At 41.7% G+C, this 22,497-nt stretch carries 21 protein-coding genes; all 21 read left to right on the forward strand.

Annotated elements, in window-relative coordinates; translation table 11 throughout:
* The first annotated feature begins 81 nt into the window (after window positions 1-81).
* Window positions 82-525 carry a hypothetical protein gene (locus tag ABVF55_RS05810; protein WP_023918201.1) on the forward strand — a complete coding sequence of 148 codons (444 nt, stop codon included), beginning with the start codon at window positions 82-84 and terminating at the stop codon, window positions 523-525.
* 147 nt (window positions 526-672) lie between these two features.
* Entirely contained in the window at window positions 673-1,125 is a 453-nt protein-coding gene (locus ABVF55_RS05815; RefSeq protein ID WP_003007432.1) for a hypothetical protein, read from the forward strand.
* Window positions 1,126-1,233: 108 nt separating this feature from the next.
* The gene (locus ABVF55_RS05820) at window positions 1,234-1,683 is read left to right on the forward strand and encodes a hypothetical protein (protein ID WP_023918199.1); all 450 of its coding nucleotides are present in this window, start codon (window positions 1,234-1,236) and stop codon (window positions 1,681-1,683) included.
* A gap of 177 nt (window positions 1,684-1,860) precedes the next feature.
* On the forward strand, window positions 1,861-3,597 hold the full coding sequence (locus tag ABVF55_RS05825) for an ABC transporter ATP-binding protein (protein WP_201089131.1): 1,737 nt from the start codon (window positions 1,861-1,863) through the stop codon (window positions 3,595-3,597).
* Window positions 3,598-3,610: 13 nt separating this feature from the next.
* Window positions 3,611-5,389: an ABC transporter ATP-binding protein gene (locus ABVF55_RS05830; protein ID WP_070449988.1), complete on the forward strand. Its 1,779-nt coding sequence runs from the start codon at window positions 3,611-3,613 to the stop codon at window positions 5,387-5,389.
* Between the two features lie 189 nt (window positions 5,390-5,578).
* Complete coding sequence (locus ABVF55_RS05835) at window positions 5,579-7,606, forward strand: right-handed parallel beta-helix repeat-containing protein (protein ID WP_445285032.1); 2,028 nt, start codon at window positions 5,579-5,581, stop codon at window positions 7,604-7,606.
* A 115-nt stretch (window positions 7,607-7,721) separates the two neighbouring features.
* Window positions 7,722-8,228, forward strand: a complete 507-nt coding sequence (locus ABVF55_RS05840; RefSeq protein WP_023918191.1) for a GNAT family N-acetyltransferase — start codon at window positions 7,722-7,724, stop codon at window positions 8,226-8,228.
* A 129-nt stretch (window positions 8,229-8,357) separates the two neighbouring features.
* The gene (cls, locus tag ABVF55_RS05845) at window positions 8,358-9,932 is read left to right on the forward strand and encodes a cardiolipin synthase (RefSeq protein ID WP_445285033.1); all 1,575 of its coding nucleotides are present in this window, start codon (window positions 8,358-8,360) and stop codon (window positions 9,930-9,932) included.
* A 15-nt stretch (window positions 9,933-9,947) separates the two neighbouring features.
* Window positions 9,948-10,607, forward strand: a complete 660-nt coding sequence (locus tag ABVF55_RS05850; protein ID WP_031573169.1) for a DNA alkylation repair protein — start codon at window positions 9,948-9,950, stop codon at window positions 10,605-10,607.
* A 283-nt stretch (window positions 10,608-10,890) separates the two neighbouring features.
* Window positions 10,891-11,892: a DUF3137 domain-containing protein gene (locus ABVF55_RS05855; RefSeq protein WP_155169749.1), complete on the forward strand. Its 1,002-nt coding sequence runs from the start codon at window positions 10,891-10,893 to the stop codon at window positions 11,890-11,892.
* Window positions 11,889-12,443 (forward strand): LemA family protein, encoded by a 555-nt coding sequence (locus ABVF55_RS05860; protein ID WP_155169752.1) that lies wholly within the window; start codon window positions 11,889-11,891, stop codon window positions 12,441-12,443. The genes ABVF55_RS05855 and ABVF55_RS05860 overlap by 4 nt, the downstream gene beginning before the upstream one ends.
* Before the next feature lie 145 nt (window positions 12,444-12,588).
* Complete coding sequence (locus tag ABVF55_RS05865) at window positions 12,589-13,665, forward strand: aspartate-semialdehyde dehydrogenase (protein WP_445285034.1); 1,077 nt, start codon at window positions 12,589-12,591, stop codon at window positions 13,663-13,665.
* A gap of 140 nt (window positions 13,666-13,805) precedes the next feature.
* Entirely contained in the window at window positions 13,806-14,741 is a 936-nt protein-coding gene (gene dapA, locus ABVF55_RS05870) for a 4-hydroxy-tetrahydrodipicolinate synthase (RefSeq protein ID WP_031573180.1), read from the forward strand.
* A gap of 71 nt (window positions 14,742-14,812) precedes the next feature.
* Complete coding sequence (locus tag ABVF55_RS05875; RefSeq protein ID WP_006597242.1) at window positions 14,813-15,151, forward strand: ATP cone domain-containing protein; 339 nt, start codon at window positions 14,813-14,815, stop codon at window positions 15,149-15,151.
* A 113-nt stretch (window positions 15,152-15,264) separates the two neighbouring features.
* Window positions 15,265-16,116 carry a ribosome biogenesis GTPase YlqF gene (ylqF, locus tag ABVF55_RS05880; protein WP_023918177.1) on the forward strand — a complete coding sequence of 284 codons (852 nt, stop codon included), beginning with the start codon at window positions 15,265-15,267 and terminating at the stop codon, window positions 16,114-16,116.
* On the forward strand, window positions 16,103-16,870 hold the full coding sequence (locus ABVF55_RS05885) for a ribonuclease HII (RefSeq protein WP_155169754.1): 768 nt from the start codon (window positions 16,103-16,105) through the stop codon (window positions 16,868-16,870). The genes ylqF and ABVF55_RS05885 overlap by 14 nt, the downstream gene beginning before the upstream one ends.
* A 3-nt stretch (window positions 16,871-16,873) precedes the next feature.
* A complete protein-coding gene (locus ABVF55_RS05890) occupies window positions 16,874-17,803 on the forward strand; it encodes an ROK family protein (RefSeq protein ID WP_129299244.1) in 930 nt (309 codons plus the stop codon).
* Window positions 17,804-17,864: 61 nt separating this feature from the next.
* A complete protein-coding gene (gene dprA / locus ABVF55_RS05895) occupies window positions 17,865-18,713 on the forward strand; it encodes a DNA-processing protein DprA (protein WP_023918173.1) in 849 nt (282 codons plus the stop codon).
* 86 nt (window positions 18,714-18,799) lie between these two features.
* A complete protein-coding gene (gene topA, locus ABVF55_RS05900; RefSeq protein WP_195327387.1) occupies window positions 18,800-20,881 on the forward strand; it encodes a type I DNA topoisomerase in 2,082 nt (693 codons plus the stop codon).
* Between the two features lie 98 nt (window positions 20,882-20,979).
* Window positions 20,980-21,657, forward strand: a complete 678-nt coding sequence (locus ABVF55_RS05905; protein WP_003007400.1) for a SatD family protein — start codon at window positions 20,980-20,982, stop codon at window positions 21,655-21,657.
* Window positions 21,641-22,345 (forward strand): DUF3307 domain-containing protein, encoded by a 705-nt coding sequence (locus tag ABVF55_RS05910; protein WP_155169757.1) that lies wholly within the window; start codon window positions 21,641-21,643, stop codon window positions 22,343-22,345. The genes ABVF55_RS05905 and ABVF55_RS05910 overlap by 17 nt, the downstream gene beginning before the upstream one ends.
* Window positions 22,346-22,497: the final 152 nt, after the last annotated feature.

A 22,497-nucleotide genomic window follows, 5' to 3' on the forward strand; every position in this document is an offset into this window, starting at 1 on the left:
TGTTACATTTGCTATATTCCCTTGAGATGTTGCTAATTTGTTGCTATAATGGCTATAAATCATATCATAAAGGAGAAGATGATGAAAAATTTTAAACGTCTTTTGTTAGCTGTTGTAGCTGTCTTTGCAGCCGTCCTTTTGGTAGCTTGTGGCGCTAAAAGCGATAATGGGACTTACGTGTTTGAGCCTACTAAGGATGAGATCAAAGATATTATGCCAAGTGAATTTCAATCTTTGATAGGTGATAATTACTCATTCACTATTTCGATTACAATCAATGATAAGAAAGGTGAGATGAAAGTAGACACCAATGCAGGTGGTCAAAATGTAAATCAAGTGATTGATTTGGAAGTAGACCAAAAAGCTAAAACTCTTGTCTCAGAAAATGAGTATGGGAAAGCGGAAATTACTTATCAAGTTTCAGGAAATGTGTTAACGATTAAGGATGTGAAGAATTCTTTGATGGGTGACACAGACATGTTTAATAACTACATGAAAATTGCTAAGTTCAAAAAAGTTAAATAAGCAATCATGGCGGGATTTAAATTCCGCCTTATTCTATTTCTTTGTTGATACAAGAAATATTACAAGAATATGACATTTATAAACTTTCATTGCCGTGTACCTGAATTGTTGATATAATAGTGTTAATCTAACTAAAAAGGAGAAGTTATGAAAAACTTTAAACGTATTCTTTTGGCTGTAGTAGCTGTTTTTGCAGCAGTCCTCTTGGTGGCATGTGGTGCCAAAAGTGATAACGGGACTTATGTCTACAAACCATCAAAAACTGAAGTGAAGGAAATCCTTGAAGAACAAGGTGCTCCAAGTTCAAGTGTAGATGCATTGATCGACAATGTTAAATTGGAAGTTTCAGTGACCATTAAAGATAAAACAGGTAGCCTTAAAATTAAAGGTGAAATGATGGGACAAAAGACTGACCAATCATTTGATATGAAAGTTGACCAACAAAAGAAAACTCTTCAATCTAAAACAGGTGAAGGTGAGAAGGTTAAATACAAAGTTTCAGGCGATGTGTTCACTTTTGATTTATCTGGTGAGAAGAGTTCAGGTCATGAAGCTGCTTTGGAAATGTTCAAAAACGCTAAATTCAAACGTACAAAATAATACAAGAGAAGGGCAGAGAGTATCTGCTCTTTTTCTTCTTTAAAACATCTTGAATCGGTATTAAAATAGTGGTAAAATCTGATTATAAAATACATTAGGAGATTGATTATGAAAAATATTAAACGTATTCTTTTAGCTTTCGTTGCAGTTTTTGCAGCAGTCCTCTTGGTGGCATGTGGTGCAAAAAGTGATAATGGGACTTATGTCTACAAACCATCAAAAACTGAACTCAAGAAAATTCTTGAGGAGCAAGGCTTATCAGGTAGTCAATTAGAGTCTATTGGAAACGTTATTAATTTTGAAGTTTCTATTAAGATCAAAGATTCTAAAGGAACCCTTAGCATCGCGGGTGAAGTCGCTGGTCAAAAGAATGAGCGATCTTATGATGTCAAAATCAATCAAAAAGAGAAAACAATCTCGTCAAATGATGGTAAAGGAGAAAAGATTACATACAAGGTCGATGGTGATTATTTGACATTTGATCTTTCTAAGTTAAGTAATAGCAACCAAGGGGATCTTATGATTCTTAAAAACGCTAAATTCAAACGCACGAAATAATGCATATGAAGAGTGGGGAAACCTGCTCTTTTGCTTTACTTTTATGACTAGTTTGGTATAATGAATGAGACTACAGATGGGACTGGGGCAGGAATGATTTTCTTTGAAAATGATTTCGTCTCGCTCCCTCTTTTCTGTGTGATCAAGGTTATTATTTATGGAAAAGGAGAATCATCTATGCTTTATATTTGGTCTTACTTGAAAAAGTATCCCAAGTGGCTAGCCCTGAATCTATTTTCAGCGGTCCTGTTTGTTATTGTCAATTTGGGCTTGCCAACGATTCTAGCTCGCATGATTGATGAAGGAATTAACCCGCGTGATGTGGATCGGCTGTATTTCTGGGGCTGGGTCATGTTTGCGATCATTTTGCTCGGGATTGTGGGACGGATTATCTTGTCTTACGCGGTTGGCCAGCTAACGACCACCATGGTTCGCGATATGCGTAATGACCTCTATGCTAAGTTACAGGAGTACTCGCATCACGAGTATGAGCAAATCGGGGTATCGTCATTGGTCACTCGCTTGACTTCTGATGCCTTTGTTTTGATGCAGTTTGCGGATTCTATGTTGAAGATGGGGGTCATCACACCCTTGATGATGGTTTCTAGTGTTCTCTTGATTCTGACGACCAGTCCTTCTTTAGCGTGGATTGTAGCGGTATCTGTACCATTTCTTGCTGTCGTCGTCTGGTATGTAGCAGTTAAGACACGTCCACTTTCCGAGAAGCAACAAAAGACCCTCGACCATCTCAACCAGTTTGCCCGTGAAAATTTGACAGGACTTCGTGTGATTCGTGCCTTTGCCCGTGAAGAATTCCAGGAAGAGAAATTTGCGGCTGAAAATGAAGTCTACGCAGAGAACTCGAATAAATTGTTCAAACTAACTGGTTTGACAGAACCCCTATTTGTGCAGATCATCATTGCTATGATTGTGGCGATTGTCTGGTTTGCTTTGGATCCTCTTCATGACGGTAGTTTGAAAATTGGGGACTTGGTTGCCTTTATTGAGTATAGCTTCCACGCGCTTTTATCTTTCCTCTTTTTAGCCAATCTATTTACCATGTATCCTCGGACTGCGGTTTCTAGCCGTCGGCTCAAGGAAATCATGGACATGCCCATTTCGATCGATCCAAATGAGAATGGTGTAACAGAGACAGCATCTCGTGGCTATTTGGAATTTGACAATGTCACCTTTGCTTATCCAGGTGAGACGGAGAGTCCAGTTCTCCATAATATTTCCTTTCAAGCCAAACCTGGCGAAACCATTGCCTTTATCGGCTCGACCGGTTCTGGGAAATCTTCACTTGTGCAGTTGATTCCTCGATTCTATGATGTCACTTTAGGAAAAATTTTGGTGGATGGTGTAGATGTCCGTGACTACAATCTGAAAGCCCTTCGCCAAAAGATTGGTTTTATTCCGCAAAAGGCCTTGCTCTTTACAGGAACCATTGCTGAGAACCTTCGTTATGGGAAAGAAGATGCCTCTGTACAAGAGCTAGAACAAGCGGCTGAAATTTCCCAAGCCAAGGAATTTATCGACAGTCGTGAGGAGCGCTTTGATACGCATTTGGCAGAAGGTGGTAGCAACCTTTCAGGTGGTCAAAAACAACGCTTGTCCATCGCTCGTGCCGTTGTCAAAGATCCAGATGTCTTTATTTTTGATGATTCCTTCTCTGCCTTAGACTACAAGACGGATGCCACTTTGCGCAAGCGTCTCAAAGAAGTTACAGGAGATGCGACCGTTTTGATCGTAGCGCAACGCGTGGGAACCATTATGGATGCGGATCAAATTATTGTCTTGGACCAAGGGGAGATCGTCGGTCGAGGAACCCACGATGAATTGATGGAAAGCAATGAGATCTATCGTGAAATTGCCAATTCGCAGCTCGATAGTCCATCATTGACAGAAGAATAGAAAGGAGAAGCAGATGAAACAAGAACAAAACAGTTTTAGTAGACTATGGACCTATTTGAGAGCCTATCGCTTGGAAGTTTGCTTGTCCATTTTCTTAAAAATTCTAAGTGTCGTCATGAGTGTTGTCGAACCCTTTGTTTTGGGGCTTGCCATTACTGAGTTGACAAAAAATCTCATGGATATGGCAAAAGGCCTTGCGGGAGCTGGTCTTAACACCTCCTATATCGCGATCATTATGACGCTCTATCTATTCCGTGGGGTTCTCTATGAGTTGGGATCTTATTATTCCAACTATTTCATGACCAATGCTGTTCAAAAGACCGTTCAGGACATGCGAAATGATTTGTCTCATAAAATCAACCACATTCCCGTTTCTTATTTTGACCGGCATCAGTTTGGAGATTTACTAGGACGTTTTACTAGCGATGTCGAAACTGTCTCGAACGCCTTGCAACAGTCCTTTTTACAAATCGTTAATGCCATCTTTACCTTGCTCTTTGTTATCAGCATGGTCTTATACTTAAACATCCAGCTGGGGCTAGTAGTCATCTTGTCCATTCCGATCACTTATTTCAGTGCTCGATTTATCATGAAAAAATCTCAGCCTTACTTTAAAGAGCAGGCAGATGTTTTGGGAGCCATGAACGGCTTTGTGCAAGAAAATTTAACAGGCTTTAATGTCCTTAAGCTGTACGTTCGGGAAAAATCTTCCCAGGAAGAGTTTCATGATATTACCCATCACCTTCAAAAGGTAGGTTTCAAGGCTAATTTCATTTCTGGCTTAATGATGCCGATTTTAAATGGGATTTCAGATTTGACTTATCTCGTTATCGCTTTGTTTGGTGGCTTGCAAGTGTTAGCAGGTCGTTTGACTGTCGGGAATATGCAGGCCTTCGTTCAATATGTTTGGCAGATCAACCAACCGATTCAAAACTTAACCCAATTGGCAGGGCAGCTACAAAGTGCTAAGTCGTCTCTAGACCGGATTTTCCAAGTCATGGATGAGCCAGATGAAGTAGCAGATGTGACAGAAACCCTCTCTGGAGACTTGACAGGGCAAGTCAGCTTTAAAAACGTTGATTTCCAATATGTAGCGGACAAACCCTTGATTCGTGATTTCAACCTTGAAGTCAAACCAGGTGAAATGGTGGCCATTGTCGGACCGACCGGAGCAGGGAAAACAACCCTGATTAATTTGCTGATGCGCTTTTACGATGTGACTGCAGGATCGATTACAGTCGATGGTCATGATATTCGCCATCTGTCTCGCCAAGATTACCGCAAACAATTCGGAATGGTGCTTCAGGATGCTTGGTTATATGAAGGAACCATCAAAGAAAACCTTCGCTTTGGCAATCTCGAGGCAACGGATGAAGAAATTGTTGAAGCCGCAAAGGCAGCCAATGTCGATCACTTTATCCGGACACTCCCTGGTGGTTACAATATGGAAATGAACCAGGAGTCTAGCAATATTTCTCTAGGGCAAAAGCAACTCCTAACCATTGCGCGTGCGCTCCTAGCTGATCCTAAGATTTTGATTTTGGATGAAGCGACGTCTTCTGTCGATACGCGTTTAGAGCTCTTGATTCAAAAAGCGATGAAGAATTTGATGAAAGGGCGGACTAGCTTTGTCATTGCTCACCGCTTGTCTACCATTCAAGAAGCAGATAAAATCCTTGTCCTCAAAGATGGCCAAATCATCGAGCAAGGAAATCACCAATCCTTGTTAGCAGATAAAGGATTCTACTATGAGCTCTACAATAGCCAATTTTCAAATAAAAAAGCGGAATAAGCTCGTGTCATCGAAAGAGGTTTGAGAAAGTATTCTCAGCCTCTTTTTCTTACTCACTTTTATTACTACATAAAAAGGTTAACATTTCTGCAATAAATTGATACAGAATATTCACACAATTCACCTTGTTTGTCATGATAATTTTTATTAGGATAGAATCGTTGTAAAAAATAAAAGGAGAAACGTGTGATGAATCATTTAAACAAAGATACCGTTTTTGGCATTCGCAAATCTAAGCTTGGAGTCTTTTCTGTCGTGATTGCGATCATGGGGGCTTGTTTTTTGACTGGAAAATCTGTGGCAGCTGATCAAGTTGGAGAGCAGGCACAAGTCCAAACACAAGGGCAAGAAGCGACAACCTCTGATCCCTCAAGCTCTCAAGTAGATACCAGCCAATATGGAGCATCTATGCCTTACACCCGTTATGAGGCAGACAAAGGGAACCTCCTTGGAAAGGCAGAGGTAGAGCAGTCTCAAGACAGTCAATCAACAGCCATTGAAGCGTCCGATCAGACTTATGTCGCTTTAAAAGAAAAGGGAGATGGTGTTTCCTTTAAGGTCAATGAGCCAGCCAATGCCTTAACTGTACGCTACACAGTACCAGATGGAGCCAATGGACAACTCGATGTACAGGTGAATGGTCACAGTGTTCAACAATTGAATCTTTCGTCCTCGTCTAATTGGCAGTACTTGAATGACAAAGGTGTTTATGATAGTGCCCAGGCTGATACACGCGCCCGCTTCCAATTTGATGAAGTACATAGCCTCCTTCCAGGCATTCAACTTCAAAAAGGAGATGTGGTTTCACTCGTAAAAAACAAATCAGACGACGTCCATTATGGTCTTGACTTTGTGGAATTCGAGCAAGCTCCAGACCCGATTGCTCAAGAGGACAATGCCATCAATATTGTTTCTAAAGGAGCTACGCCAAACGATGATACTGATGACAGCCAAGCCCTCTATGATGCGATTTATGAGGCTAAACAAACCGGAAAGAATGTCTATATTCCAGCCGGGCGATTTAATCTCAATCGAAAAGTCGGTATCGATGCTTCTGATATGAAGATTTCAGGGGCCGGTATCTGGCATACCCAACTGCATTTCACTAGCGACCAAGCTGGTGGCGGTGGTTTTGACTTCCTTCACCAAGACAACCATGTTGAATTTAGCGATGTCTATCTATCCTCTAACCTCCGTTCACGCTATGGTGAAAATGCTCAATACAAGGCCATTTCTGGAACGCCAGGGAAGAATTCTCATATTCACGATATTTGGGCCGAACATTTTGAAGTCGGCATGTGGATTGGTGATTATGCTGGAAAAAATGATATGAAGTACACAGATGGTCTAGTAGTAGAAAATGTCCGTTTGCGCAATAACCTGGCTGACGGAGTCAACTTTGCCCAAGGGACTAAGAATTCGATTGTCCGCAATTCTAGTATTCGTGGGAATGGAGATGACGGACTTGCCAGCTGGTCAAGTATTGCGGATGGAACAGAATCGGCAGTAGCAGAAAATAATAAATTCTTGCACAATACGATTGAACTCGGTTGGCGCGCTGGGGGTATTGGAATCTTTGGTGGGAAAGGCCATGAGATCGCCTACAATCGGATTAAAGACAATATCGGTGATGCCGGAATTCGCTTGACGACTGTCTTTAAAGGCCATAACTTTGATCTGAATGAAGAAGGAATTCGGGTTCACCACAATCTTTTGGAGCGTACAGGAACGAAGAGCGATATCTACAACAAGCATCGTGGATCGATTGATGTTGAAACGCGCTATGGAGATATTAAAAATGTCACCATTGAGGACAATGTATTTGTAGCGCCATTTGATACAGGTGTGACCGATCACCTCAATCCAAATGGAGGTATCCTAAATCATGTCGAAGTCAGAAACAATCAAACCATGAGTCAACTCTCTCATCCAGCTCAAGCAGGACTATCTGCTCCTGCTTCAAAACCAATTGGACAAGCCTTGAAAGTCAAAGAAAAACCACTTCAAGCAAGCGCAGTGAAAGTTCCCCTTCAACCATCGAAAGTTCAACCGTCTAAAAAACAAACCGGTCTGAATCTTAAACAAGCAAAGACAGTCACTAAAACAGTCAAACCTAACTATGTCTTAAAAGCAACAAATTCCAAGCAAAAGAGCTTTTTGAAAGCTCCGAGTGCTTTATTCCTTTACCGGATGATGGGGTTACGTCAAACGGTTTAAGAAGGATGGAAATCCTGGATACAATTCCAGGATTTTTTGCTTGCTGCTAGTCCTTCATTGACAGTGAGAAGGCATATCGGTATACTAGGTATAATCTAATGAGGAGGCCACCATAATGATTCGACCCGTTCAGCTCAGCGATGCAGCAGCTATCCGAGCGATTTACCAACCTTATGTGACAGAGACAGCCATTACCTTTGAGGTTGATGTACCGACTGTCCAGGAGTTTGAAAGCCGCATCACAAAAACGCTGACCCAATTTCCTTATTTGGTCGCAGAAGTGGATGGGAAAGTTGTGGGGTATGCCTATGCCTCGACCTATTATGCACGCGCTGCCTATGATTGGACCACTGAATTGTCTATTTATGTAGCAAAAGAAGCGCGTGGACAAGGGATCGGATCGGCCCTTTATACTGCCTTAGAAGAGGAGTTGCAAGCACGAGGCTACTTACGCTTTCTGGCTTGTATCGCAGTTCCGAACGAAGCGAGCATTTCCATGCATGAAAAGCGAGGGTATGTCCAAGTGGCTCATTTCCCAAAGATTGGCTATAAGTTTAACAAATGGCATGATATCGTCTGGATGCAAAAGACGATCGAAGGGCCGGTGAGAAAAATACAGTAGAAATCACGACATTTGTAAATCGCAATAGTTAATTATCCCTGACTTTTTCATAGGCTAAAATGATACTAATAAAATTACTGAAAGAGACCGGAAAGTTGTGATGGTCTCCCCTACATGAAAGGAGCCTTTATGACTGAAGAACAAAGTGCTAGGCTGTTACCTCAAAAGCCCTCCAGATGGGCCAAAATTCTACTTAACCGAAAGGTTCCCATTCTTCTGTTCTTCTTACTGGAATTGGCCTTTCTTGTCTTTTCATATCTCAGTCTACAAGAGCATTTCCCATCCATTATCTTATGGGAACACTTGTTGAGTGTCTTTACCTTCTTTTACTTGCTCAATCGTTCCATGGATTCTCGTTCCAAACTGTCCTGGGTGATTATCATTGCCCTCTTTCCAATTTTTGGGACGGCTCTGCTTTACTTTTCGTTAGCTGATTTGGGTGTGAGACGCTTGAAGAAGCGGCTTGAGGATGCTACAGTGCAGGCATCTGACTATCTAAGCACCGATCCAGAAGTTGCTGATTATTTATCCCAAAGTGATAGCCAATTACAGAAATTAGCTTATTTTCTGGAGCATAGTCCAGCCCAGTTTCCTATCTACAGAGACACAGAGGTCACCTATTTTCCACTTGGAGATGACATGCTACCAGCCTTGTTGGAGGATTTGAAAAAGGCGGAACGTTATATCTTTATGGAATATTTCATTATTGACGAAGGGATCATGTGGGGTGAGATTTTAGCCATTTTAGAGGAGAAGGCCAAGGCAGGTCTGGATGTTCGTGTCATGTTTGATGGGATGAATGAGATGACTACCTTGTCCTATGATTATATCGAGCGATTGCACAAGGTTGGGATTAAAGCTCAGGCCTTCTCACCAGTCAAGCCTATTCTATCAACCTATTACAATTACCGAGACCATCGAAAAATTACAGTAATTGATGGTCAAGTTGCTTATACTGGTGGCGTTAATATCGCTGATGAGTATGTCAATAAACGAGAACGCTTTGGTCATTGGAAGGACACGGCCCTTCGCTTAGATGGTTCAGCAGTTCAAACACTGAAAGCTCTCTTTTTGACCATGTGGTCAGTGACCGGAATAGAAGATAAAGCGGATATGGAGCACTATCTACAAGAAAAACCTCAAAAAAGGAAGAGTCAGGGTTTTGTACTCCCTTATGGCAATTCACCGCTAACCTACCACAAGGTTGCAGAAAATGTTTATTTACATCTTCTAAATACATCAACTAACTATGTCTATATCATGACACCTTATTTGATTTTGGATGATGAATTGGTACGAGCTATGACCTTTGCGGCTAGACGAGGTGTGGATGTTCGGATCATTATGCCAGGGATTCCAGATAAACAGTATGCCTTTGATATTGCGACGACCTATTTTAAAGCCCTCTTGGATGCTGGCGTCCGTATTTTCCGTTATAGCCCAGGCTTTGTCCATGCTAAAGTATATGTTTCTGATAGCCAACAAGCTGTGGTAGGAACCATTAATACAGACTACCGAAGTCTTTATCAAAATTTTGAAGATGGTGTATATCTTTATAAGAATCCGGAAGTGCTTAACATTGAACAAGATTTTGAGAGAACCCAGTCTCTCTCGGAGGAAGTAACATTGGAAAGTTTATCTAAAATGCCTATGGCTCATCGTCTGGGCGGTTATCTTTTTTCTCTGATTGGACCTTTGATGTAAAAAAGGAGGAATCATATGGATACAAAAATTCTTTTGAAATTGTTAGAAGACCAAGCTGATCCAGAGAAAGTCCCAGCAATGGAAGCTTATATGAAAAATAAATTCAGCTTTCTTGGCGTTCAAAAACCAATTCTCAAAAAGATTGAAAGAGATTTTTTTAAGCCTTTCATAAAGGATCCAATTGATTGGGCTTTTGTGGAAGAGTGTTGGCAGCAACCGTACCGTGAGTTCCAATATATTGCTATGGATTATCTGGATAAAAAGAAGAAGGAGCTTAGACCTGAAGATTTTCCAAAGCTAAAGGAATTGGCTCAAACCAAATCATGGTGGGACAGTATAGATCAATTGGACCTTATCATCGGAGAGATTACTTTTCACTATCCAGAAACCAAGCAGGTTATGCTAGATTGGAGTAAGGATCAGGACTTTTGGTTGAGGCGGATTGCCATTGATCACCAGCTTATGAGGAAAGAAAAAACAGATACGGATTTGTTAGAAAAAGTGATCCTCAATAATCTAGGTCAAAGCGAGTTCTTTATAAATAAGGCAATCGGCTGGAGTTTACGCAATTATTCCAAGGTTAATCCGGATTGGGTAGGGGCCTTTATCGACCGCTATCGAGAGCAGTTATCTCCTTTGAGTATTCGAGAAGGAAGCAAGTACCTACCTTCTTGACAGTTTGTGGATGTTCATGGTAAACTAGATTTATGCGATGAGTCGATTGGCTCTTAGGAGCCTTTTGCGCTGAGGAGGTCTACATTCAATTGTAACGCAGGAGCGGACCTTGAACAGTTGTGTGAACCGGCTGTTCTCACCGAAAGGTGCCTCAAATCCTGGTCTTCGGATCAGGATTTTTTTGTGTCTTCAAAGGTCCAAAACTATTATAATACATTTGCTACAAAGTTATGTTGGTGTTATAATATAGTAAAGTGCCTAGGTCAGAAAGGAGTGGAGTTGATTGGGAGATTTCTATCATTCTAATGATTCAGCATCTACAGACTATTCGCAGAAAATTGAAGAGCTTGAAAACTCCAAACAATTTCAGGATGCCATCGGATTGATCCGAGAACAGATGAAGAACAATCTTCAGTGGAATGTTTTGCGATCCTTTGGTATTATTTGCGCCATACTGTCTCTCATTTTATTGCGTTTTGCAGCTATTCCTTTGATCCTTTTAGTTGTTGGTTTGTATTATTGGCCACAATATAAAAAACGAAAAGCCTTGTTTGGGGATCGAATTCGTTCGAACGATGAGATCTATCTTGATGATATCCTTTCGCCTGTATTAAAGGAAGTTTTTCCTCGAGCTTCGATCAAAGAGGACGGTTCCATCCCTTCTGAAGCTCTCTCGCATTTATGTCCTCGGTCGACTGATTTTCTATGTTTCAAAGAGCTATCATTTCATGATGACAAAGAGCTGACAGTGTCAAATCTCTATGCCCATCATACGGAGACTCGTTACCGGACATCTAATGGACATACGAGGACGGAACATGTGGAAGTTACAGATTTCCTTGGACAAGTGTTCTCTTTATGTCTACCGATCAATTTCTCCGGTCATCTTCGGGTTGTGCCAACCAAGAAATCATTTCTTTTTAAGAGGGAGGTGAATGGGGTTTATCCTGGAGCCAGAGGGGATGAAGTTCAGATTGAAACAGAGGATATTCGCAATAACGAGAATTACAATATCTACTGCACGGATGAACTGTCTGCCCGAAAATTTCTCACCCCTAAGATGTTAGAATGGTTTGATCGACAAATTTTTCAAAATGCCATGTGTGTATTTTTGAAAGACAATAAACTTTTTATTTCTTTGTATACTGATCGCTATATCTTTCCGACTCCCCAAAAACCAGAAGATATTGATCAACTATCTTTGGTGACTGAATATCATAAATTATGCAGAGAACTAGCTTTAATTAAAGAAATAACAGCAATTTTTGAAGGAGAAGCATCATGAACGTCATTATTGGAATCATCCTATTATTTCTTGTCCTATTGGCCATTTGGTTTATTAGTGTAGGAAATCGCCTCAATCGCTATCTAGTAACCATTGAAGAATCAAAGAGAACGGTCGATATCGTTCTTGTAAAACGCTATGATACCATTTCGGAAATGCTAAAAGTAGCCAAAGCCTATGCCAAACATGAGCAACAGATTTTCACTGATTTAGTTGCTTTACGCCAAGGAGCAACAATTCAAGAATCCAACCAAGTTATTACCAATCAAAACGATGTCTTGGCACAAATTCGTGCAGTTGGTGAAAATTATCCAGAGCTCTTGTCTTCTAATCAATTCTTAGCCTTGCAAAAGGAAATCGCTGACGAAAATGAAGATCTTGCTGCAGCGAAGCGAATTGTCAACAGTAATGTCAGCCACATTAATCAAGAAATTGTTTCATTTCCGGCGTCTATCGTAGCAGGTTTAAAGGGGATCCATCAAGTTCCATTTCTTGCTGAAGAAACACAAGGTAAGAAAGATTTAAGCGACTTGAACTATGACCTGAACTAAAGAGCTATTTATGATAAATAACCATCAAGAATCCTGGTCTTAGAATCAGGATTTTTTCCTACTGTTGGTACTTTTCATTTATGCCAAAAAATTGTATAATAGTACAAATACTCAATTTTTAGAAAATTTTGAAAGAGGATTTACTATGGGATACACAGTTGCTGTTGTCGGTGCTACAGGTGCCGTTGGTGCTCAAATGATCAAAATGTTGGAAGAATCTACTCTTCCAATCGATAAAATTCGCTACCTTGCGTCAGCACGTTCTGCAGGAAAAGTCTTGCAATTCAAAGGGAAAGACGTGACCATCGAAGAAACGACTGAAGATGCTTTTGAAGGGGTTGATATTGCCCTTTTCTCAGCTGGTGGTTCAACATCTGCCAAATATGCACCTTATGCGGTAAAAGCAGGCGCAGTAGTGGTTGATAACACTTCTTATTTCCGTCAAAATCCGGATGTCCCATTGGTAGTTCCTGAAGTGAATGCACATGCTCTTGATGCTCACAACGGAATCATCTCTTGTCCAAACTGTTCAACAATCCAAATGATGGTCGCTCTTGAGCCAGTTCGTCAAAAATGGGGCTTGGACCGTATCATCGTATCTACTTACCAAGCTGTTTCAGGTGCCGGTATGGGAGCTATTCTTGAAACCCAACGTGAGTTGAAGGAAGTCTTGAATGATGGGGTCAACCCACGCGATGTCAAAGCTGAAATCTTGCCTTCAGGTGGTGATAAAAAACATTACCCAATTGCTTTCAACGCTCTTCCACAAATTGACGTCTTCACAGAAAATGACTATACTTACGAAGAAATGAAGATGACAAACGAGACTAAGAAAATTATGGAAGACGATAGCATTGCCGTGTCAGCAACTTGTGTGCGGATTCCAGTCTTGTCAGCTCACTCAGAGTCAGTCTACATTGAAACAAAAGAAGTGGCACCAATTGATGAAGTGAAAGCTGCTATTGCAGAATTCCCAGGTGCAGTTCTTGAAGACGATGTTGCTCACCAAGTCTACCCACAAGCCGTTAATGCGGTCGGATCACGCGATACCTTCGTTGGACGGATTCGTAAAGACTTGGATGCTGAAAAAGGAATCCACATGTGGGTTGTTTCAGATAACCTTCTTAAAGGAGCTGCTTGGAACTCAGTCCAAATCGCAGAAACTCTTCACGAACGTGGACTTGTACGTCCAACAGCTGAGTTGAAATTTGAGTTGAAGTAGGGAGCGAAACAGAAATCAGCAACTCGAAGAGTTTGATTTCTTCCTCAGCTTTCTAACGAATCAACTTGTTTTTATGAACAGGTCATGAGGCAAAGGCAAGCAGACCCCAGCCTCTTTCTTATATAGAGAAAGGTTTTTCTATGTCTTATAATGATTTAAAAGATTGTAAAATCATCACTGCATTTATCACCCCCTTCCATGAAGATGGGAGCATTAATTTTGATGCTCTTCCTGACTTGATCGAGCACCTCTTGGCTCATCATACAGACGGGATTCTCTTAGCTGGAACGACTGCGGAAAGTCCAACTCTGACCCACGATGAGGAATTGCAACTCTTTGCGGCTGTTCAAAAGATTGTCAATGGTCGAGTTCCTTTGATCGCTGGTGTCGGAACCAATGAAACCCGCGACTCGATTGAGTTCGTTAAAGAAGTGGATGCTTTTGGTGGCTTTGCAGCAGGATTGGCTATCGTCCCTTACTACAACAAACCATCCCAAGAAGGAATGTATCAACACTTTAAAGCGATTGCGGATGCATCTAATCTTCCGATTATTATCTACAATATTCCAGGGCGAGTGGTTGTCGAAATGACACCAGAAACCATGCTTCGTTTGGCAGAACACCCAAATATCATTGGGGTAAAAGAGTGTACAACCCTGGCTAATATGGCCTACTTGATTGAACACAAGCCCGAAGAATTTCTCGTCTATACAGGGGAAGATGGAGATGCTTTCCATGCTATGAACCTTGGAGCTGATGGGGTGATCTCAGTAGCCTCTCATACAAATGGAGATGAGATGTATGAGATGTTCCAAGCCATTGAGCACAACGATATAAAAAAAGCTGCAGCCATCCAACGTCAATTTATCCCTAAAGTCAATGCTCTCTTTTCTTATCCGAGTCCAGCTCCTGTCAAAGCTGTTTTAAACTATATGGGCTTTGAAGCGGGGCCAACTCGTTTACCATTAGTGCCAGCTCCTGCTGAGGAAGCGAAGCGCATTATCAAGGTTGTAGTGGATGGGGATTACCACGCGACCAAAGAAATCATTACGGGAGTTCTTCGTCCGGATTATTGATGTCTTAGATTCTTGACAAATCCCCTATTTATTAAGATAATAGAAGTATATTGATGATCAAGGAGAATAAGATGGAAGTCATTAAACGTAGTGGTGAAGTTGTAGAATTTGACCCAGATAAAATCTATCAAGCTGTTTTGAAGGCAGCACAAACAGTTTATGTCTTGACGGATGATCTTCGCCAAAACTTGGCGCAAGTGACCAAGAAAGTTGTGATGGATTTGGAAGAAGCTAAAGTGGAACGTGCGACGATCAGCATGATCCAGTCAATGGTTGAGCACCGTTTACTTGGTGCTGGTTATATTACCATTGCTGAACACTATATTTCTTATCGCTTGCAACGTGATTTGGAACGGAGCGGCTATGGTGATCATATCGCCGTGCATTTGCATTTTGAGCAAATTCGCTAGAATATAAAATAGAAGTTACTTAGGTAGCTTCTTTTTTAGTATTTTTCTTAATCACAGTGATTTCAGAAAACATGGTATAATAGAAGAGATTGAACTGGAAAGGAATGGAGAACATGGCAACTATACAATGGTTTCCTGGACACATGTCCAAAGCTAGAAGACAAGTACAAGAAAATTTAAAATTTGTGGATTTTGTGACGGTTCTGGTAGATGCTCGTTTACCCCTATCAAGCCAAAATCCTATGTTAACGAAAATTGTTGGTGATAAGCCTAAATTAATGATTTTGAACAAGGTAGACTTGGCAGATCCTGTAGCAACAAAAGAATGGCAGGACTATTTTGAGTCTCAAGGCATCAAAACCTTGGCTATCAACTCCAAAGAGCAATCTACGGTTAAGAAGGTCACAGATGCTGCTAAGAGCTTGATGGCCGATAAAATTGCCCGTCAAAAGGAACGGGGAATTCAGATTGAAACCCTTCGGACCATGATCATCGGAATTCCTAATGCCGGGAAATCAACTTTGATGAACCGCTTAGCAGGGAAAAAGATTGCTGTTGTTGGGAATAAACCAGGGGTGACCAAGGGGCAACAGTGGTTGAAAACCAACAAAGACCTTGAAATCTTGGATACTCCTGGGATTCTCTGGCCCAAGTTTGAAGATGAAGAAGTGGCCTTAAAGCTCGCTTTAACAGGTGCCATCAAAGACCAGTTGCTTCCAATGGATGAAGTGACCATCTTTGGTCTTAACTATTTCAAAAAGCACTATCCAGCTGTTTTGCAGGAACGTTTTAAACAAATGGATCTGGAACAAGAAGCTCCTGAAATCATTATGGAAATGACCCAGAAATTAGGATTTCGAGAGGATTACGACCGTTTTTACAGTTTGTTTGTCAAGGATGTACGTGATGGTCGTTTGGGACGCTATTCCCTTGATCGTGTAGGTGAAATAGATGCCAACGATTAAAGAAATCAAAGAGCGTTTGGCAACGATTGACGATCTAGATCATCCCTTATTTGAAGAATTGATCCTTGATGGTCGAGCGGGGGTTCAAGCGGCTATCAGCAAACGAAAACGCGAACTCCAAAAACAAGTGGATGAAGACTTGCGTTTGGAAAAAATGCTAGCCTATGAGAAAGAACTTTATGCTCAAGGGATTGATCTTATTGCAGGTGTGGATGAAGTGGGACGCGGCCCATTAGCGGGTCCAGTTGTTGCAGCTGCCGTGATCTTGCCGAAAGCTTGTAAAATTCCGGGACTCAACGATAGTAAAAAGATTCCAAAATCCAAACACAAAGAAATCTATGAGGCTGTGCTCCAAAACGCCATTGCGATCGGAATCGGCATCAAGGACAATCAAGTGATTGATCAGGTTAATATCTATGAAGCTACGAAGCTAGCCATGATGGAGGCCATTGGTCAGTTAGAGCCTCAACCCCAGCATCTTTTGATTGATGCCATGAAGTTGGATCTTCCTATTCCCCAAACTAGTATCATCAAAGGGGATGCCAACTCCTTATCCATTGCTGCAGCATCCATCGTAGCCAAGGTGACTCGGGATCAGATGATGGAAGAGTTTGATTGCGAATATCCGGGTTATGATTTTACGCAGAACGCTGGCTATGGGACGGCTAACCATCTGGCTGGCCTCGACAAGCTGGGAGTGACTCCTATCCATCGGCGTTCATTTGAACCCGTCAAATCAATGTGTGAGGATTAGGCTATGCTATTTACCATCGATATCGGAGGGACCTTTATAAAGTACGGTCTGATGGATGCAGACTATCAATTGATCCGTACAGACAAGATCCCAACACCATCTACGATTGAGGACTTTTGGCAAGGATTAGAAGGAATCGTTGCTCCTGTACGGGAAGAAATCGAGGGAATCGCCATTTCATGCCCTGGTGAGATCCAAAAGAGCCTTGGCTTTGTCTTTCGAGGTGGTCTCATTCCATATTTGCGAGGCATTCCTCTAGCTAGTAGATTGCAACAAACATTTCAAGTACCCGTCACCGTTCTTAATGATGGAGAAGCTGCTGGTCTAGCGGAAGCAAGGCTTGGCAATCTAAAAGATTGTTCTTGCGGTGCGACCTTGGTCTTAGGGACAGGAGTCGGCCTTGCTCTTCTTTCTAACGGTGATCTATTGAGAGGATGGCAACTGACAGAATACATTCGGACTATTGATAAGGCAGAAAGAACACCAGAAAATCGCCGCTTTCATCGCGGACTCTTTTTGCAAGGTATTTCCAATCTTTTGGAAAACACCGGTTCAGCTGTTCAATTTGTTGAGAAGGCTAGTCACATCTTAAACCTAGAAAAGGCAGATGGTATAGCCGTTTTCAAGGCTCTTGATCAAGGAGGCCATGAGGAGCTGAAATCCTTGTTTCGGGAGTATTGTCATGATATTGCTATTCTGATTTTTAATCTTCAATCATTGCTCCTGCTTGAGAAGGTGACAATTGGAGGGGGCATTAGTAGCCAACCGCTACTGATCGATGAGATCAGTCGACAATACCATAACCTACTCTCTCAAAAAGGGCATAAACAATTTGAGGCCTTGCCGATCCAAGCGGCTCGCTTCCATAATGAAAGCAACTTGATTGGTGCCGCATCTTACTTTTATTCTTCTACATATCAAAAAAAGTTCTAGAAATAGAGCTTTTTTTCCATTCTTTTTCGAATAAATAAGTGAGAGGAAGTAGAAGGTGACCATGGAGAAATTTGAAATCTTTAAATTAAAAGAAGCTGGTTTATCAAATGAGCAAGTCTTGAGAGTTTTGGACTACTGTAGGAAAGACCAAGCCTTACCAAGCTTAGAAGAGATAGCAAGGATCGCTCGCTGTCGCAGTATTATTCATTTTGTAGACAAATACCGGCAGCTGGATGAAGAGCATTTACACAAGGAGTTTGAACGGTTCCCATCTCTATCCATTTTTGATCCTGAATACCCGGAGGAATTGCTACAGATCTACAATCCTCCTGTACTCCTTTTTTACCAAGGAGATTTGGAGCTGTTAACCAAACCGAAGATTGCAGTCGTAGGAGCTCGGGAAACGACGCGAGAAGGGGTGCGATCTGTAGAGAAGATTATTAAAGAACTTGGAAATGAACTGGTCATCGTTAGTGGACTTGCTAAGGGAATTGATGCGACAGCTCATTATGCCAGTATACGAAATGGTGGCAAGACCATCGGAGTGATAGGAACGGGACTGGATGTCTTTTATCCTAAAAGCAATCAAAGACTGCAGGCACATATGGGGGAAAACCATCTGATCTTGAGCGAGTATGGTCCAGGGCAGGCCCCACTTAAGTTTCATTTTCCTGAGAGAAATCGCATCATTGCAGGTCTCTGTCAGGCAGTGATTGTGGCAGAGGCGCGACTCCGTTCAGGGAGTTTGATTACTTGTGAGCGTGCTATGGAAGAAGGCCGAGACGTTTTTGCTATTCCAGGAAATATTTTAGATGGAAAATCTGCAGGCTGCCATCATCTGATTCAAGAAGGTGCAAAGCTTGTCACCTCAGGCCAGGACATTCTTGATGAATTGAAATACGAATTGTGATTTTCCTATAGGAGAAGTTCCTAGTTGACATCTTTCTTAAAATGTATTAAACTCAATGAGATTTATACAATACAGAGGGATAAAACGTGGTAACAAAAAAGAAAAGCAGTACAACCAAGAAAAATTTGGTGATTGTGGAGTCTCCTGCTAAGGCCAAAACAATCGAGAAATACCTTGGTCGTAACTACAAAGTCATGGCTAGTGTTGGCCATATTCGGGACCTGAAAAAATCAACCATGTCGATTGACTTCGACAATAACTATGAACCGGAGTATATCAATATTCGTGGAAAAGGTCCCTTGATCAATGATTTAAAAAAAGAAGCTAAAAAAGCCAAACAAGTCTTTCTCGCAAGTGACCCGGACCGAGAAGGAGAAGCTATTTCTTGGCATTTAGCGCATATTTTGAACTTGGATGCCAAAGAAAAGAACCGCGTGGTCTTTAACGAAATCACCAAGGATGCAGTCAAAAATGCCTTTAAAGAACCGCGCCAAATCGATATGGACTTGGTCGATGCCCAACAAGCCCGTCGTGTCTTGGACCGGATTGTAGGGTATTCCATTTCGCCTATTCTTTGGAAAAAGGTCAAAAAAGGACTTTCTGCAGGGCGCGTGCAATCTGTTGCCCTCAAATTAATCATTGATCGTGAAAATGAAATCAATGATTTCAAGCCGGAAGAATATTGGACCATTGATGGCGTCTTTAAAAAAGGGACCAAGCAATTCCAAGCCAGCTTCTATGGGATTGATGGTAAGAAGATGAAGCTCAACACCAATGAAGAGGTGAAAGCTGTTCTTGAACGCTTAGATGGCAAAGATTTTACCGTTGAAAAAGTTGAAAAGAAAGAACGTCGTCGGAATGCGCCACTTCCATACACAACCTCTTCTATGCAGATGGATGCTGCCAATAAGATCAACTTCCGTACACGCAAGACCATGATGGTAGCGCAGCAATTGTACGAAGGAATCAATATTGGCTCTGGTGTTCAAGGTTTGATTACCTATATGCGTACCGATTCTACACGGATCAGTCCAGTTGCGCAAAATGAGGCAGCGAACTTTATCGTAGATCGCTTCGGTGATAAATATTCTAAGCATGGAAGCCGTGTGAAGAATGCTTCTGGTGCCCAAGATGCCCACGAAGCGATTCGTCCGTCTAGCGTCTTCAATACTCCTGAGAGCATTGCTAAATACTTGGACAAAGACCAATTGAAACTCTACACCTTGATTTGGAATCGTTTTGTCGCTAGCCAGATGACGGCAGCTGTCTTTGATACTATGAATGTCCGTTTAGGTCAAAATGGGGTTCAATATACAGCGAATGGGAGTCAGGTAAAGTTTGACGGTTATTTGGCGATTTATAATGATTCAGACAAAAACAAGATGTTGCCGGACATGGTAGAAGGCGATATCGTCAAGCAGGTCAATAGCAAGCCGGAGCAACACTTTACCCAACCACCTGCTCGATATTCTGAAGCAACCTTGATTAAGACCTTAGAAGAAAATGGGGTTGGTCGTCCTTCAACCTATGCTCCGACGATTGAGACCATTCAAAAACGCTATTATGTGAAGCTGGTAGCCAAACGCTTTGAACCAACGGAATTAGGGGAGATCGTTAATAAACTGATTGTTGAATTTTTCCCAGATATCGTTAATGTGACCTTCACAGCAGAGATGGAAGGTAAACTCGATGATGTCGAACTTGGAAAAGAAGAGTGGCAAAAAGTCATCGATGCTTTCTACAAACCATTTTCTAAAGAGGTCGCAAAGGCTGAAGAAGAGATGGAAAAAATCCAAATTAAAGACGAACCAGCTGGTTTTGATTGTGAAGTTTGTGGAAGCCCGATGGTGATTAAATTAGGACGTTTTGGAAAGTTCTATGCTTGTAGCAATTTCCCAGATTGTCGTCATACCCAGGCCATTGTCAAAGAAATCGGTGTGGAGTGTCCTGACTGTCATCAGGGACAAATCATCGAACGCAAAACCAAGCGCAACCGTATCTTCTATGGATGCAATCGCTATCCAGAGTGTGAATTTACCTCTTGGGATAAACCGATCGGTAGGGATTGTCCAAAATGTGGCCACTACTTAGTTGAGAAAAAAGTTCGTGGTGGCGGCAAACAAGTCGTATGTAGCAATGGCGACTACGAAGAAGAAAAAGTGAAATAAGTTATTAAATGTCTATTATAACAGCAATTTTTATAAATGTCTGTTATAATAGACATTTATCGTTTTTTTCGTTATAATAGACACAAGGAGGTGAGCATATGTATCTTGCTTTGATTGCAGATGTCATTGATTCCAAAACCGTACAAGAACGTTTTGACCTGCAAAAACAGTTAGAAAAAACGCTTCAAAAGATCAATGAGCTTTTTAAAGACTATCTAGCATCGTCTTTTACCTTAACTTTGGGCGATGAATTTCAGGCGCTTTTAAAAATGGATGCTCCGGTTTTTCAAATTATCGATACCCTGCGTTCAGAACTAAAGCCAACTCAACTTCGTTTCGGCATTGGCCTTGGAGAAATTGTAACGGATATCGATCCCCTGCAAAGTATCGGTGCAGATGGACCAGCCTATTGGAATGCTCGTGCAGCTATAAATCTGGTCCATCAGAAAAATGATTATGGCAACACCCAGATCTATTTTTTGAGCGGTAATGACAGCAAGGACTCGGTGGTGAATGCGCTCATCGCTTCCGGAGAGGCCATACGTTCGGGTTGGCGAGAGAGTCAGGAGGAGATCCTGCTTGATCTTTTAAAGAGATCTGTCTATAGTGAAAGCTTTAGCCAGCAGGATTTGGCCCAATCGTTAGCCATTAACCCAAGCGCCCTGTCCAAGCGCTTAAAGAGTAGCAGTATTCGTGTTTATTTACGGGGACGAGCAGCAGCACTAGCTTGTATTCAAAGCTTAGAGAAAGGAGAGGCCCATGAGCGGATTGTCTAGTATCGTAACGAATCCATACTTGATCCTCTTGTTAATTTGTCATTTGTTATCGGATTATTATTTTCAAAGCCAAAAGATGGCAGATCGCAAGGATCAGGATAAGAAAGTGCTCGGGCTTCACATTCTATATGTTGCTCTGCCTCTGATCGTTGTTTCTCTCTGTCATCTAGACTTGTGGTGGATTTGCTTGGTCATTTTACTGAGCCATGCCGCAATAGATTTCTTAAAACCGATCGTGCAGAATGGTTTGAAATTACCAACCGCCTGGACCTTTGCCTTGGATCAAGTCTTGCATGTCAGCATCATTAGCTGTCTAGTCCTTTTAGGAGCGAAGAATGGTTCGACCTATCTGCCTCTGGACACTTTAAATCTAATTTTTTATGTTCTCCTAGTTGGGAAACCAAGCAATATTGCCTTTAAAATTCTGTTTGCCAAGTATCAACCCACCAGCAAGAAGAAAATGGATACGATCACTGGGGCTGGTTCCATGATTGGCTTTTTAGAGCGTTTGGTGATTGGTGCCTGTCTCATCTATGGGCAATTTGCTTCTATCGGCCTAGTCTTTACTGCCAAGTCCATCGCTCGCTACAATAAAATTTCGGAGGATCCAGCCTTTGCGGAGTATTACTTGATCGGGTCCTTGTTCAGTATCCTATCTGCCCTCTTAGCAGCTTGGTTGTGTCTATAAGAAAATAAATAGTAAAGTCTAAGACAGGAAGGAAAAGCCTCCCTGTCTTTTTACTTGGCTTTTTGGTATAATGGACCAAGTAGAAAATTAGAAAGATTTGTGGGTGTCTAACAGTTCAGTGAGGTGGTTTGATACCCAAAGAGGTATTAGTG

The sequence above is a fragment of the Streptococcus sp. KHUD_012 genome (genome assembly GCF_052588255.1).

Bases quoted from the DNA above. Each gene is read 5' to 3' on its own strand.
- ABVF55_RS05810 (WP_023918201.1), top strand. From the start codon at position 82: ATGAAAAATTTTAAACGTCTTTTGTTAGCTGTTGTAGCTGTCTTTGCA.
- ABVF55_RS05815 (WP_003007432.1), top strand. From the start codon at position 673: ATGAAAAACTTTAAACGTATTCTTTTGGCTGTAGTAGCTGTTTTTGCA.
- ABVF55_RS05820 (WP_023918199.1), top strand. From the start codon at position 1,234: ATGAAAAATATTAAACGTATTCTTTTAGCTTTCGTTGCAGTTTTTGCA.
- ABVF55_RS05825 (WP_201089131.1), top strand. From the start codon at position 1,861: ATGCTTTATATTTGGTCTTACTTGAAAAAGTATCCCAAGTGGCTAGCC.
- ABVF55_RS05830 (WP_070449988.1), top strand. From the start codon at position 3,611: ATGAAACAAGAACAAAACAGTTTTAGTAGACTATGGACCTATTTGAGA.
- ABVF55_RS05835 (WP_445285032.1), top strand. From the start codon at position 5,579: ATGAATCATTTAAACAAAGATACCGTTTTTGGCATTCGCAAATCTAAG.
- ABVF55_RS05840 (WP_023918191.1), top strand. From the start codon at position 7,722: ATGATTCGACCCGTTCAGCTCAGCGATGCAGCAGCTATCCGAGCGATT.
- cls (WP_445285033.1), top strand. From the start codon at position 8,358: ATGACTGAAGAACAAAGTGCTAGGCTGTTACCTCAAAAGCCCTCCAGA.
- ABVF55_RS05850 (WP_031573169.1), top strand. From the start codon at position 9,948: ATGGATACAAAAATTCTTTTGAAATTGTTAGAAGACCAAGCTGATCCA.
- ABVF55_RS05860 (WP_155169752.1), top strand. From the start codon at position 11,889: ATGAACGTCATTATTGGAATCATCCTATTATTTCTTGTCCTATTGGCC.
- ABVF55_RS05865 (WP_445285034.1), top strand. From the start codon at position 12,589: ATGGGATACACAGTTGCTGTTGTCGGTGCTACAGGTGCCGTTGGTGCT.
- dapA (WP_031573180.1), top strand. From the start codon at position 13,806: ATGTCTTATAATGATTTAAAAGATTGTAAAATCATCACTGCATTTATC.
- ABVF55_RS05875 (WP_006597242.1), top strand. From the start codon at position 14,813: ATGGAAGTCATTAAACGTAGTGGTGAAGTTGTAGAATTTGACCCAGAT.
- ylqF (WP_023918177.1), top strand. From the start codon at position 15,265: ATGGCAACTATACAATGGTTTCCTGGACACATGTCCAAAGCTAGAAGA.
- ABVF55_RS05885 (WP_155169754.1), top strand. From the start codon at position 16,103: ATGCCAACGATTAAAGAAATCAAAGAGCGTTTGGCAACGATTGACGAT.
- ABVF55_RS05890 (WP_129299244.1), top strand. From the start codon at position 16,874: ATGCTATTTACCATCGATATCGGAGGGACCTTTATAAAGTACGGTCTG.
- dprA (WP_023918173.1), top strand. From the start codon at position 17,865: ATGGAGAAATTTGAAATCTTTAAATTAAAAGAAGCTGGTTTATCAAAT.
- ABVF55_RS05905 (WP_003007400.1), top strand. From the start codon at position 20,980: ATGTATCTTGCTTTGATTGCAGATGTCATTGATTCCAAAACCGTACAA.
- ABVF55_RS05910 (WP_155169757.1), top strand. From the start codon at position 21,641: ATGAGCGGATTGTCTAGTATCGTAACGAATCCATACTTGATCCTCTTG.